Origin of the sequence: uncultured Winogradskyella sp., from assembly GCF_963975125.1 — a bacterium.
Classification (GTDB): Bacteria; Bacteroidota; Bacteroidia; order Flavobacteriales; family Flavobacteriaceae; genus Winogradskyella.
Genome location: NZ_CAXBGB010000082.1, coordinates 1 through 14,226 on the forward strand (window position 1 = coordinate 1; position 14,226 = coordinate 14,226).

Genomic DNA, 14,226 nt, shown 5'->3' on the forward strand with positions numbered 1-14,226 from the left:
ATTCCTAAATTTACCTTAGATAGAGAGGGTTTTCTTGAAAAAGTTTATGCTTTTGCTGGATTTAAGGATATTCCTATTCAAGAGCATTCAGACTTTAATAAGCGCTTTTATTTATTGGGTGAAAATGAAGTTGCTATTAAGACATTTTTTAATGATGATATAATTCGTTTTTTTGAGAGTAACTCATATTATCATATTGAATCTAATAGAAACTCTTTATTGGTTTTTAGCAAAGAGCGATTAGCAAGTACTAAAGAAATTAAAGCTTTGTTCGATTTTGGAAAGCGTTTAAAACAGGTAATTTCATAATAATCTGCTAAAAACATTCGAGTTATATTTCATATTTATTAATTTGCGTTTATGTATTTATACCCAATAAATTCTGGTAATTTTAAACTCGATGGTGGAGCTATGTTTGGTGTTGTTCCTAAATCTTTATGGCAACGCACCAATCCGGCTGACAGTAGTAATATGATAGATATTGCGGCGCGTTGTTTGTTAATTGAAGATGGAAATCGTCTTATTTTAATAGACACTGGTATGGGTAACAAACAAAGTGATAAGTTTTACGGTTACTATTTTCTTTGGGGAAATGATAATATTGACAAATCACTAGCTTCTTATGGGTTTCATAGAGATGACATTACAGATGTGTTTATGACGCATCTTCATTTTGACCATTGTGGTGGAAGTATACAGTGGAATAAAGACAAAACTGGTTATGAACCTGCATTTAAAAAAGCGCAGTTTTGGAGTAACGAAGATCATTGGAAATGGGCAACACAACCTAATCGTAGAGAGGTGGCTTCCTTTTTAAAGGAAAATATTTTACCAATGGAAGAATGTGGTCAACTTAAGTTTACCTCTTTACCAGAAGGTAATATTTTAAAAAAATCAGAATTGGGTTTCGATATTTTTTATGCCAATGGACACACGGATAAACAAATGATTCCGATGTTAAATTACAAAGGAAAGACCATCTGTTTTATGGCAGATTTGCTACCTACTGTTGGGCACTTGCCTTTGCCTTTTGTAATGGGATATGATACCAGGCCTTTATTAACACTTGATGAAAAAGAGCAATTTCTAAATATGGCAGCAAATAATAACTACTATCTTTTTTTAGAACACGACGCTCATAATGAAATTATTACAGTTAAACACACGGAAAAAGGAGTGCGTTTAAACGCGTCCTATACTTGCAACGATATATTTAACTAAAAATTAATAAAATGAATCTTAATTATAGATTAATAACCTATTTAGGTTTTTCTGCAACACTTTTTCTGGGTTGTGGAGCAACTGCCAATATCCTATCTACGCCTATAGAGAATATTGACACCTCCCCATTAAAAGTGACGGATTTAACAGATGCAGAAAAGAGAAATTGGGGACATCTAGATCTTATAAAAGATACTATTCCAGGTATGGCTGTAGATAAAGCTTACATGGAACTAATTAAAAACGAAAAAGGAGAAAAAGTCATTGTTGCCGTAATTGATTCTGGTATCGACATCGATCATGAGGATTTAGATGGAGTTATATGGACTAATAAAGGTGAAATACCAAACAACGGAAAAGACGATGACAATAATGGGTATATAGATGATATTCATGGTTGGAATTTTATTGGTGATACCTACCATGAGCAATTAGAATTTGTGCGTCTTTTAGTAAGCGGAAATACTTCAAACCCTCGATATAATGAGGCGAAATCGCTATATGACTCTGATTACCAGAAAAACACAAGTCGTAAAACGCAATACGAACAAATCGCTAAGGTCATTAAAAAGTCTGACGATATACTGGGTAATTATCTAAAGAAAAGAAATTATACCATAAAAGAAGTTAATGCAATAAAAACAGAAAATGAAGAGTTGTTGCAAGCTAAACAAGTTGCTCAAAACATTAATTCTAGTGCAGATGGTGCGACTTTAGTAGAAGCAATTGAGCAAATTAAAGACATTTTAGAAAACATTAATAATCGCCTCAATTATAACCTTAACAAAAACTTTTCTGGTCGTAAAACAGGCGACAATATAAACGATTTATCAGATACTGGTTATGGTGATGGAAATGTAAAACCTCGCAAAAAAACAGAAGATCATGGTACGCATGTCGCTGGTATAATTGCAGCAGAACGCAATAACGGAAAAGGTGCAAATGGTGTTGCTAATAATGTTGAAATTATGGTAATAAGATCTACTCCAAGAGGAGATGAGTACGATAAAGATGTGGCATTAGCTATTCGTTACGCTGTAGACAACGGAGCAAAAGTTATTAATGGAAGTTTCGGAAAATCGTTCTCGCCACATGCAGATTGGGTGAGAGATGCTATTAAATATGCTTCAGACAATGATGTAATATTTGTACATGCAGCTGGTAACGACAGTAAGAATGTTGACAAGGAACCTAATTTCCCAGACGATAATGTCAATTTTATAGAAATATCAAACACTTACATACGTGTTGGTTCTTTAGCCCCAAAATATGGATCGAAAATGGTCTCCGGATTTTCAAATTATGGAAAAAAGAATGTTGATATTTTTGCTCCAGGTTCTGAAATATATTCTACGGTTCCAGAAAACGAATATGAATTTAATGGAGGAACATCAATGGCTGCTCCTGCAGTTGCAGGTATTGCAGCATTAATTCGTTCGCAATACCCTAATTTAACTGCGGCTCAAGTAAAACAAGTGATTTTAGATTCTGGTTTGCCATTAACCTCTAAAGTGGTGGTTGGTGGTGATGCATCAAATGTAAAACCGTTTTCAGATTTATCTAAATCAGGAAAAATTGCCAATGCCTTTAATGCTCTAATTATGGCGTCTAAACTTTAATTAAATATGAAGAAATTTCTAGTAAATCTATCTGTTATAGCTTTTATTTTTTCTTGTTGTGCCACAGAAAAGCCAATACAGAATTCTAAACAAGCATCAGTATCATCAAATGAATACTGGCAACAACACGTTAATTATTCTATGGATATTGACATGGATGTTAAAAATTTTCAATACAAAGGACAACAGAAATTAGTCTATACTAATAATTCTCCAGACGTATTAAATAGTGTGTATTATCATTTGTATTTTAATGCGTTTCAACCTGGAAGTGAAATGGATGTACGCTCCCGTAGCATCAAAGATCCCGATCGTAGGGTTATGGATCGCATTAGCAAACTTCTGCCAAATGAAATAGGATATATTAAAGTTAATTCACTTAGGCAAAATGGAAAGTCTATTACTTATGAAACTGTTGGCACAGTATTAGAAGTAAAACTAGACAAACCTATTCAACCAGGAGAAAAAGTAACTTTTTATATGGTTTTTGATGGGCAGGTGCCAAAACAAATCAGACGTAGCGGCAGAAATAACGCGGATGGTGTTGCACTTTCTATGACACAATGGTATCCAAAATTAGCAGAATACGATTTTGAGGGTTGGCATGCAGACCCGTATATTGGAAAAGAATTTCATGGTGTTTGGGGAGATTTTGATGTAAAACTATCTATTGATAAAACTTATATTGTTGGCGGAACTGGTTATCTTCAAAATCCAAACGAGATTGGTTATGGTTATGAAACAGGAACCGTAAAGCGTGCAAAAGGGGATAAATTAACATGGCATTTTAAAGCTCCTAATGTTCACGATTTTACTTGGGCTGCAGATCCTGATTATATACACGATTCTTTACAAGTGCCAGATGGACCAGTATTACACTTTCTATATTCAGGTGATGAAAAAATCCAAGAAAACTGGAAAAAATTGCAACCACAAGCGATTCAATTAATGCAGTTTTTTAGCGAAAATATTGGGCAATATCCATACGAGCAATATTCATTTATTCAAGGTGGCGACGGAGGTATGGAATATGCGATGTGCACCCTAATTACTGGTGGTTCTAACTATGGTGGTTTACTAGGTACGGCATCGCATGAATTAGCGCATTCTTGGTTTCAGTTTTTATTAGCATCAAATGAAGCAAAGCACGAATGGATGGACGAAGGTTTTACGAGTTATATTTCAGCATTTGCTATGAATTCTTTACGCGAAGAAAAAAGAGCAAACCCATTGTCTGGCTCTTATAGAAGTTATATAAGGTTAGCGAACTCTGGTTTTGAGCAACCGTTAACCACACATGCGGATCGCTATGCTTTAAATGGCGCATACGGAGCTGCAGCTTACAGTAAGGGTGCTGTGTTTATGGCGCAATTAGGTTATATTATTGGTGAAGAGAATTTAAAGACAACAATTAAAAAATACTTTAATGATTTTTCTTTTAAGCATCCGAAGCCTCTAGATATTGTCCGTACAGCAGAACGTATTACAGATCTAGAATTAGATTGGTATTTAATAGACTTTGCTCAAACAACGAATACAATTGATTATGGTGTAAAAACTGTTGAGGATAAATCGATAACGCTTGAGCGCATAGGTTTAATGCCAATGCCAATAGATCTTTCTGTAACTTATGTTGATGGTTCTAAAGAAGAATTTTATATTCCTTTACAAATGATGCGTGGTGAAAAACCAACCTCAGCAACAGTTATCAATGATTGGGCTTGGGCAATGCCAACCTATACGTTTGAGGCTAAAAAAGCTATAAAGTCGATAGAAATAGATGCTTCTCAGATGATGGCAGATGTTAATCGTGAGAATAATAGTTACACGAAGGAATGAATGGGTTGAATATTTATATAACAAAATCGTATTAAATTGGTCTGGTTTTTGCTTTTAATACCATTTTTCGTTTTTATACATTTTATTTTTAGACACACGCTCTCTATTATATAAAAGTAGATGTGTTTTATCTATTTGTTTGTTTCTGTAACCGAATAAATGAAAAATAGATTTAGCCATAAATTTTGTAACCGACAGGTTTGCTTTTAAAACTCCCAAACGCTTATTGTGCCATGAAATTCCGGGAAGTAACGTTAATAAACTGTCTGCCTTTATCTGTCTGAGTATTTCTGAAAGCTTAAGAAAAAATTTCGGTATTGGTCTTATAATAAAAAAACCGTCATTCCCAGATTTTTGATATAAGGGCATAAATAGTTTTGCACTATAATCTGAATATATATTCTTTCCGTTTGTGGTGGCTATTAAAGTTCCCCTTTTAATATTTTGAAAACTCTCAAATCCTTCTTCCATAGAAAACACCTCTTTAGATTGAATGTGATATTTATAAACGACTTCAAAAATTGAAGACATGCCTTTAGATACTTTTATTAATTCATCTTCATAATTATGATTATTATTAGACTTTAAATGTCCTGAATGTTTAAGGGCTAAATATATAAAGGCTTCACAGTTTTTTACAGCACCTGGATCTGTGTGTTGGCCAGATTCAAAACCAAGAGAAACATAGCCTAATGTGTTTAAATAACTTAATAGTGGCCCTTCTAAATATTCTTCAATACCTAAAACAACAGGAACAGGAAAACAACTTGAAAATTTTCGATTAATTAGAGCATCATTAATAGTAATAAACGGAAGTGTTTTACTAGAAGTGGTATGCAAATCTATAAAATAAATAGGCTTATCTGTGGATGTTAAAAGTTTATGAATAAAATAAAATAACTCTTTTTGTTCTTGTTCTTCTTGGTTCAGTTTTTTCTTGTGTTGTATCGCATTTAACTGGTTTTGCGTCCATAACCTATTCAGGTCAGATTCTAAAAAACGTTTATTCTTTTGAAGTGCTTTTATATTGCCATAAACTCCATAAATTTCTCCAGTAATGTCTTCCTCGTTTAGCTTTTTTAAAACATTGTTTAAGGCATCAACACCAGCAAATTCATTACCGTGGATACCTGCAAAAAACACAATAGTAGCACCAGGATATTTACCTTTTATATGATGAAAAATCCGTTTTGGAACTTCAACCTGTTTCTTTTGTGTTTTAAGACTTGTTTGCATCTTCTTTATAAATCACTCGACGTTAAAATTCCTAATAATTCTTTGTTTCTAACTACTGGTAAGCAATTAATGTTATGCGTTTTCATAAGTTTTTCAGCATCTTCCAAAGGCGCTTCTTGTGAGATCGTAATTAAATTTCTTGTCATAACATCCTTAACACATAAATGTAATTCTTTATCACCAAATTTAATTAAATCTGTCCATGTTAATAAACCCGTCAATTCCTTTTTGCTATTTATTACTGGCAAATGGTGTATGTTTTTCCATTTCATAATATTGCATACCAATTCTAAACTATCTTTTTGATCCACCAAAAGCATTTTAGTATTCATATTGTGTTTAACAATACGGCTAACATCTATTTTTAAATTCTCATCAGGATTAAATAACTCCCACTCATCGACGGTTTTATCTTTAAACTGGTGCTTATACATATAGGCTGTAATATTTTGTAAGGCTTCAAAATTGGTTTTATTCTTTTGAAGGTTTCTATAATTATCTACCATCCACTTTGATCCGTTTTTAGACTCTGTACGTTGCTTAATTATAGAAAGGTATTTATTAATATCTGCTTCATCTATATTAGCTTTTTGTAACCCCATTTTTGCAATTGGTAAAAACTCTTCAATAATTAAATCTTTGGCAGATATGAGGTTGTTATTCCATTTAAATTGTGTCTCCATGCCATTTCTTGCAGCTTTAAAGAAATTATTTTTCACATCCTTAAAGTCCATTTTCTCATGAATATTATCGTAACGCTTTGGCTGACCAAGCATTAAACCTACCCAAAATGCCATATTAGCAATTTCGTCAGTAAGTGTTGGTCCTGACGGAATATAACGACATTCTATTCTTAAGTGTGGTTTTCCCCCTCCTACTCCATAACAAACGCGATTCCATTTATAAACTGTACCATTGTGTAATTGTAAAGCTTTAAGTTTTGGTATTTCACCCTTTTCTAACTTTTCCAAGCTATCATCGTGCTTGTTAGAAGTTAGCAGACCTCTAAATCTAGAAATATGATCTTTAAAAATATCTGTTACAGTACCTTTTTCCCAATTGGCTCCAAAACTTACACGCGATTGTTTTTCATTAAAAATAAATGAATTAGCACGTGTATCAATACTTTGTGTAAACAAGGCTATTCTCGTTTCTGCCCAAAGTTCTCTTCCAAATAAAATTGGTGAATTGGCACAGTTGCTTAAAACTGGTCCAGCAATGGCTTGTGCCCAATTATATTTATCTACAAACTCATCTGGGTGAATCTGTAAGTGAGTTTGAAAACTTGTGTTGCAAGCCTCTAACATTACACTGTCGTGTATAAGGTTTAATTCATCAACCCCTTTTATGTTAATATAAAAATGTTCTCTTCGTGATGATTTTAAAGCATTATTTAGAACATGATACCTAGGTTTGTCTGTCATATAATTTTCTCCAATATGCTTTAGTCTTAAAGTTGGTAAAATGCCTGTTAGTACAATTTTTGAATCTTTTAATTTTGCCGCTTTTTGCGCTTTTTCTAAAAGCTCCTTAAGTTGAAGGTGTAATTCTGAAAAACATTTTGCTTTTAACTCTAAAGGATCAGAGTTTATTTCGAGATTGTATTTTCCTATTTCTGTAGTAAAATGTTTGTTACTAATAGCCTCTAATATTTCAACACTATTTGTGTTTGGGAAGAAATCATTTGTAACGACACAAAACTCTTGTTCTGCACCAATCCTTATAGGTTTTTTTTCAATTAAACCTTTTTTAAGCATTATATCTAAAGCTTCAAGATCTTTTACAAGATGATGAATATATAATGCTTTATCTTTAGGGCTTTTAAGTTGTTTAACCTCTAAATGTCCCATAATTAAAGCCTTTTATTAATTAATCTATGTAAGTTACTCTTAATAAAGAGCTTAAAATATGATTTTTATCATGGGTAAAAAATTGCGTTTATTAGGTGAAGTGAGATACAATTCTAATTTTGCACTTTCAAAGAATTAATACATGGTATTTAAATACGGTAAAAAAGATAAATTAAAAAGTAAAAAAGATATTGAGCTGCTTTTTACAGAAGGGAAAGCAGTTACGGTTTATCCATTACGCCTTATTTATCTTAAAACTGAATTTGATGACGGAAGTATTCTAAAAACTGGTGTTTCAGTAAGTAAGCGTCTCCATAAAACAGCTGTGGCTAGAAATCGTATAAAACGCCTACTTAGAGAAGCCTATAGGCTTAACAAACCGTTGTATTTTAACAATAGTTCAACACCTTATGCGTTTATGATTTTGTATCTTAGTAAAGATGGAACAACTTTTGATAAATTAAACTATAGTATGAAATCATTATTTGAGAAATTTAACAACAAAACTTCTGGCTAATGAAATCGATCTAGTTAAAATTATTATTACCTTATGTATTCAATAATTATTTTAAATATCAAAGATTCCATGTGGCTTAAAAAGCCAATAAAGATTGACACATGAAAAAAATACTACATAAAAAACTAATTATACCAGCATTGGCTATGGTCATCTTTTTTAGCGCAACAGCTTTTAAAAATAACTTCTTTGAAATAGCCAAGCAGATCGAAATATTTACCACTTTGTTTAAAGAACTCAACATGAATTATGTTGATGATACCAATCCTGGTGATTTAATGGATACTGCTATTAAAAGTATGTTAGAGGATTTAGATCCTTATACACAATTTTATAATGAGCAAGATGTGGAAGCCGCTAGAATAAATAATGCAGGCGATTATACTGGTATTGGAGCTAAGGTTTTAACCTTAAAAGATAAATTAGTTATTATAGAGCCATACAAAGATTATGCAGCAGATAAGGCGGGTTTAAAAGCCGGTGATGAAATTATTAAGGTCGATAATGTAACCGTTGCAGATTTTAAGGAAGATGCTGCTAATTTATTACAGGGAGCTGCTGGTACAGAAGTCAATGTTACTTATAAAAGACAAGGGCGAACCCATACTATTAAAATTATAAGAGAATCTTTAGAAATTAAAGCAGTGCCACACTACTCTATGGTAGATGAAAAAACAGGCTATGTGGTACTAAGAAAATTTAATAACAAAGCTTCGTCCGAAACCATTGGTGCTATTAGGGCTCTAAAAAATCAAGGAGCTACACAGTTAATTTTAGATTTAAGAGGAAACCCAGGTGGTTTGCTAAACGAAGCGGTTAACGTCACTAATATTTTTGTGCCCCAAAATCAATTGGTGGTGACTACAAAATCTAAGGTGAAGAAATACAATAAAACATATTACACCAAACATAATCCTATAGATACAGAAATTCCTTTAGTAGTATTGGTTGATGGCAGTAGTGCTTCTGCAAGTGAAATTGTTTCTGGTGCATTACAAGATATGGATAGAGCTGTTGTGGTTGGCACACGTAGTTTTGGTAAAGGACTGGTTCAAAGACCTAAACCTTTAGCCTATGGCACACAAATGAAAATTACTATTTCGAGATATTACACTCCTTCTGGTCGCTGTATTCAAGCATTAGATTATTGGAATAGAGATAAAAATGGAAAAGCAACACGAACCAAAAAAGAGAATTACAATGCGTTTAAAACAAAAAATGGGCGTAATGTATTTGATGGTGGAGGTGTACAACCAGATATTGAGGTTAAATTTTCTAAAAAAACACCAATCACAAAGGCTATATTAAATGAGAATTTAGTATTTAACTTTGCGACAAATTATTATTATAATCATAAAGTTGAAGATTTGAAGAGTTATAAACTTTCAGATTCAGACTTTAAAAAATTTAAAAGTTACTTAAAAACAACAGGTTTTAATTTTGAAACTAAAACTGAAAAAGCTTTAAATGAAGCAATTACAGTAGCAAAAGAAGAAGGGCTCGATGAGGTAATTAATTCTGAATATGATAATTTAACTTCAGCTTTACAATCGTACAAGTCTAAAGCAATTGATGGTAATAGTACCCAATTAAAATCTTTAATTACTGACGAAATCATTAAACGTTATTTCTATAGTGAGGGTTTATATACGTATTATACAGCCAATAACACGGAAATAAAAAAAGCGCTAAGTATTCTCAATAATCCATCACAATACGCAAGTATTTTGAGATAAAACATAAAATTCTTTATATTTAACATTATATAAAATTTAGAATTGTAAGAAATTTAAAAAAAACATTATCAAATTTTATATGTGACCATAAAAACTATATAAATTCACACATGAAGTCCCTACTTGTTTTTTTATGCTTGAGTTTTCAGCTTGCTTTTTCACAGCAAGAGCTGAAACATAAGGTATATTTTGAAACTGATAAATTCGATATTCCAGAAACTGAACACAGTAGATTACTACTTTTTTTGTCTGAAATAGAGAATATGGATATCGATAAAATTTCTATATATGGATTCTGTGATGATAGAGGAAGTGACACCTATAACTTAGTACTTTCTCAACAGCGCGCAGATGCAATTAAGTCTGTTTTTTCTAATAACGAAATTGATGAATCTGTAATTACCAACGTAGATGGTAAAGGTGAAATTTTAGTGAATATTGTACACGAAGAAAATCTGAGTAAAATACGTGGATTAAACCGAAAGGTAGAGATTATTGTAAAACCAGTTTATCCTCCAAAACCAAAAGTAATAAAACCAGAAAAAGAAAACCTAGAAGATGTATTAAAAGGTGAACTTAAAGAAGGAGATAAAATTCTATTAGAGAATTTATTATTTAGAACAGGTTATAGTTATTTGGTAAAAGATTCTAAACCTGTATTAGATCGTATTGCTAAAATATTAGCAGATCGTAAGGATATTTACTTTACAATAGAGGGTCATGTTTGCTGTACTCAAGGTAATAGAGATGCTGTAGATAGAAAGACTAAAAAAAGAAACTTGTCTGTAGCAAGAGCTAAATATATCTATGATTATCTCGCTAAAAAAGACGTAAAAAAATATAGAATGAAATACGTTGGTATGCGTCGTAAAGTGCCTTTGGGTGGTGAACCAGAGTTAGATAGACGTGTAGAAATATTAGTAACTCGTATTGTTAAAACTAGTGATTAAGTTTTAATCATTGCTACATGCGGAATACCATCTTCCAGGTACTCCTCTCCTACTTCGTGAAAATCTAAATTATTGTAAAACTGTTTCAAATACATTTGGGCAGAAATTCTAATAGTTGTTTCATTATAATGATTTTTAATAGCTTCAATTGACGCATTCATTATATCATAACCATATTTATGTTGGCGTTCATTTTCTGCAACCACTACTCTACCAATACTAGCTTCTTCAAAATAATATCCTGCTTTAAAAATACGTGTGTAAGCAACTAATTTTTCGGCATTGTAACCTAAAATGTGTAATGCTTTTTTATCTTTTCTATCAATATCTTGATACACACAATCTTGCTCTACTACAAAAACTTCACTCCTTAGCTGAAGTAAATCATATAACTCGTCAGTGGTTAATTCTTTAAACGTTTTTGTTGTTATATCTAACATTAGTCTTGTACAATTACTTCTTTAGGATCTTCTTTATTAAACTCTGGTTGAATGGTAACATGGTTAATATTAAACTCTATATGCAATACATTCTCAATATCTAAAAGCAAATCATTAAATTCTGTTGTAGAAATATTTTCTTTTAAATCTAGGTGTGCTTCTAAATGCAACTCATCATCACTTAAATTCCAGATATGAACATGATGTAGTTTACTAACTTTAGGTAATTTATTAACAGCTCCAACCACAGCTCTAATATTAATATTATCTGGTGTAAATAACATAAGCATTTTTGTAGAAGTTTTTAATAAATCGTAGCCTACCAAAATTAAATACAATGCTATTAATAAAGTTAATAGACTATCTACCCAAAAAAATTGATAGTATTTCATTAACAAACCACCAATTAACACCGCTACACTAGCCAACATATCTGTAAGTAAATGCAGATAAGCAGAACGCATATTTATATTATTTTTAGAATCTTTTCTTAATAATAAAACACTTAAACCATTGCCTATAATTGCCACAAAAGATAACCAAATTACTAAACCAAACTCTACTTCTTGTGGATTACTAAAACGTTTTATAGCTTCAATAATTAATAACACAGCGACAATAATTAAAGTGCTAGCATTAATAAAAGCAGCAAGGATTTCGGCACGTTTATAGCCAAATGTTCTGTTAATTGATGCTTTTTGTTTAGATAATTTAGAAGCTACATAACTTACCATTAAAGAAATAACATCACTAAAATTATGTAAAGCGTCGCTAAGTAGTGATAGACTACCAGAAACTAATCCACCAATAACCTGAGCTACGGTAATAACAATATTTAACACTATTGAAATTAAAAGCTTTTGCCCTTTTAAATCTTTATGGTTATGAGAATGTGAGTGATCCATTTAACACGATAATGGAATCTTATTTACTCTATTTTGATGACGACCTCCTTCAAATTTGGTTTCTAAAAATATATCTACCATTTTAATAGCTTGAGGAATCGAAGTAAAACGTGCCGGAATACAAATAATATTAGCATTATTATGTAAACGTGTTAATTCTGTGATTTCACTTGTCCAACAGACACCAGCTCTTACTTTTTGGTGTTTGTTTGCTGTCATAGCAACACCATTAGCGCTTCCGCAGATTAGAATACCAAAATCTACTTTTTTATCAGCAACGTCGTTTGCAACAGGATGTACGTAATCTGGATAATCTACACTGTCGTTTGTGTTTGTTCCGTAGTTATTAACAGTATAACCTTTAGCTTCTAAATGTGCTAAAATAGCTTGCTTATACTCGGTTCCAGCGTGGTCATTACCTATAGAAATAGTCATAATTTTAAAGTGTTGTTTAAAACCTTAAAGTTAATAATTGCTTATAAATAATCCGAGGGATTATACACTTAGTTATTTATAATATTTAAGTTTAATTAAGAGGTGTTATTCTTAGTAAATAGGCATTGTTAACATCCTATAGGTTTTATATTCATTACTTGTTCATATCTTCTCTTAAGTATTTAAAACTTTAATTAGGTTTATCTAATAAATTTTACAAACCAAAATACAGATGAGATAACCTAATTAGTTAGCTATTATTTTCTGGTGAGTTATTAGCTCACATTAGTATAGAAGTGAACAGTTTTTTAGTAAAAACATATAAGTATTTTCTATTAACATCACTTATTAACAGTTGTTCATAGTAATTAAAATATCCTTTAAAATGAGGGGTTTAGATATAAAATTATTGTTAACTACGTATTAAGTAATTCTGATAAGTCACTTATCAAAACAAAATACTATAAAGTTATAGTAACTATTAACACACAATAATAACCATCATTTTATTTTTTAAATTTTAAAAGAAAACTGATGATATGTATATATGTGTTGATAAGTAGAATTTTTTATATCTATTTAACATTGATAATTTATAAGTATTTGTTTTATATTTTATTATTGTAAGATAAATCTTTAAAATTTATATTATAAAAAAACTATTACTCTTATTTATTTTAATTCCTTTTTTAGGTTTTAGTCAGTTTTAAATAGGTCAAGATATTGATGGAGAAGATTTAGATGATCAGTCAGGTAGGTCTATTAGTTTAAGTGATGATGGAAATATTATTGCTATTGGATCTAATGCAAATAATAATTACACTGGGCATGTAAAGGTTTATAAAAACATATCCGGTATTTGGACTCAAATAGGTGATAATATTAATGGAAATTTACCTAATAGTATATCAGGATGGAGTTTAGATATACCTTCTGATAGTTCTATAGTAGCTATTATGACTCCTTTTAATGAAAATGGCCCAAATAACGCTGGAAGTGTTAAAATATATAAAAATATAAGTGATAATTGGACTCAAATTGGAAATGAGATTATTGGTGAATCTCAACTTGATGCTCAAAATTGGTTTTCATCTACTAATACTGTAAGATTATCTACAGATGGTACTATTGTAGCTATTGGAGCCTCTAATAATAGGGGTAATAGTTCAAGCCAATAATGGAAGTGGTCACGTAAGGGTTTATAAAAATACATCTGATGTTTGGACATTATTAGGTCAAGATATTGATGGTGAATTAGGTGGTACTGCATCTGGTGATCGATCTGGTTTAGGACTAAGTTTATCTTCAGATGGTATAATATTAGCTATTGGTGCTATTCGTAATGATGGAAATGTAATAGATTCAGGTCATGTTCGAGTATATAGTATTGCATCAGAACTTGGATTATTAGAAGTTATAGAAGATATTACTGGAAACACGAATGGAATTAGTATTACAGCAAGCCAATTAAATACTAT

General features: G+C 31.4%; 12 protein-coding genes and 2 pseudogenes. 9 read left to right on the plus strand and 5 right to left on the minus strand.

The window, feature by feature from the left end:
* The 4 genes and pseudogenes from AAC053_RS11530 to AAC053_RS11545 all read left to right on the plus strand — a co-directional run.
* Positions 1-309 (plus strand): annotated as a pseudogene (locus tag AAC053_RS11530) (SulP family inorganic anion transporter); the annotation flags it as partial.
* 51 nt (positions 310-360) lie between these two features.
* Positions 361-1,221 (plus strand): MBL fold metallo-hydrolase, encoded by an 861-nt coding sequence (locus tag AAC053_RS11535; RefSeq protein WP_339756641.1) that lies wholly within the window; start codon positions 361-363, stop codon positions 1,219-1,221.
* Positions 1,222-1,232: 11 nt separating this feature from the next.
* A complete protein-coding gene (locus tag AAC053_RS11540; RefSeq protein WP_339756644.1) occupies positions 1,233-2,840 on the plus strand; it encodes a S8 family peptidase in 1,608 nt (535 codons plus the stop codon).
* A 6-nt stretch (positions 2,841-2,846) separates the two neighbouring features.
* Positions 2,847-4,679 (plus strand): M1 family metallopeptidase, encoded by a 1,833-nt coding sequence (locus tag AAC053_RS11545; RefSeq protein ID WP_339756647.1) that lies wholly within the window; start codon positions 2,847-2,849, stop codon positions 4,677-4,679.
* 54 nt (positions 4,680-4,733) lie between these two features.
* Here the strand turns inward: AAC053_RS11545 and AAC053_RS11550 are convergent, their stop codons facing one another.
* Complete coding sequence (locus AAC053_RS11550; RefSeq protein WP_339756650.1) at positions 4,734-5,915, minus strand: succinylglutamate desuccinylase/aspartoacylase family protein; 1,182 nt, start codon at positions 5,913-5,915, stop codon at positions 4,734-4,736.
* A gap of 5 nt (positions 5,916-5,920) precedes the next feature.
* Positions 5,921-7,765: a CBS domain-containing protein gene (locus AAC053_RS11555; RefSeq protein ID WP_339756652.1), complete on the minus strand. Its 1,845-nt coding sequence runs from the start codon at positions 7,763-7,765 to the stop codon at positions 5,921-5,923.
* Between the two features lie 142 nt (positions 7,766-7,907).
* Between AAC053_RS11555 and rnpA the strand changes: the two genes are divergently transcribed.
* The 3 genes from rnpA to AAC053_RS11570 all read left to right on the plus strand — a co-directional run bounded on the left by rnpA (position 7,908) and on the right by AAC053_RS11570 (position 10,968).
* Complete coding sequence (gene rnpA / locus AAC053_RS11560; RefSeq protein WP_339756655.1) at positions 7,908-8,282, plus strand: ribonuclease P protein component; 375 nt, start codon at positions 7,908-7,910, stop codon at positions 8,280-8,282.
* Between the two features lie 101 nt (positions 8,283-8,383).
* On the plus strand, positions 8,384-10,018 hold the full coding sequence (locus AAC053_RS11565) for a S41 family peptidase (protein WP_339756658.1): 1,635 nt from the start codon (positions 8,384-8,386) through the stop codon (positions 10,016-10,018).
* 110 nt (positions 10,019-10,128) lie between these two features.
* Positions 10,129-10,968: an OmpA family protein gene (locus AAC053_RS11570; RefSeq protein WP_339756660.1), complete on the plus strand. Its 840-nt coding sequence runs from the start codon at positions 10,129-10,131 to the stop codon at positions 10,966-10,968.
* Here AAC053_RS11570 and AAC053_RS11575 read toward each other — a convergent pair.
* The 3 genes from AAC053_RS11575 to rpiB are packed head-to-tail and all read right to left on the minus strand — an operon-like array spanning position 10,965 to position 12,748.
* A complete protein-coding gene (locus AAC053_RS11575) occupies positions 10,965-11,408 on the minus strand; it encodes a GNAT family N-acetyltransferase (RefSeq protein ID WP_339756663.1) in 444 nt (147 codons plus the stop codon). The genes AAC053_RS11570 and AAC053_RS11575 overlap by 4 nt on opposite strands.
* Positions 11,408-12,313, minus strand: a complete 906-nt coding sequence (locus AAC053_RS11580; RefSeq protein WP_339756666.1) for a cation diffusion facilitator family transporter — start codon at positions 12,311-12,313, stop codon at positions 11,408-11,410. Before AAC053_RS11580 ends, AAC053_RS11575 begins: the two co-directional genes overlap by 1 nt.
* Positions 12,314-12,748 (minus strand): ribose 5-phosphate isomerase B, encoded by a 435-nt coding sequence (rpiB, locus tag AAC053_RS11585; RefSeq protein WP_339756669.1) that lies wholly within the window; start codon positions 12,746-12,748, stop codon positions 12,314-12,316.
* A gap of 956 nt (positions 12,749-13,704) precedes the next feature.
* Between rpiB and AAC053_RS11590 the strand changes: the two genes are divergently transcribed.
* Both AAC053_RS11590 and AAC053_RS11595 read left to right on the plus strand, forming a co-directional pair.
* On the plus strand, positions 13,705-13,926 hold the full coding sequence (locus AAC053_RS11590; RefSeq protein WP_339756672.1) for a hypothetical protein: 222 nt from the start codon (positions 13,705-13,707) through the stop codon (positions 13,924-13,926).
* Positions 13,886-14,226, plus strand: a pseudogene (locus AAC053_RS11595) (hypothetical protein); the annotation flags it as partial. The gene AAC053_RS11590 and the pseudogene AAC053_RS11595, both read left to right, overlap by 41 nt.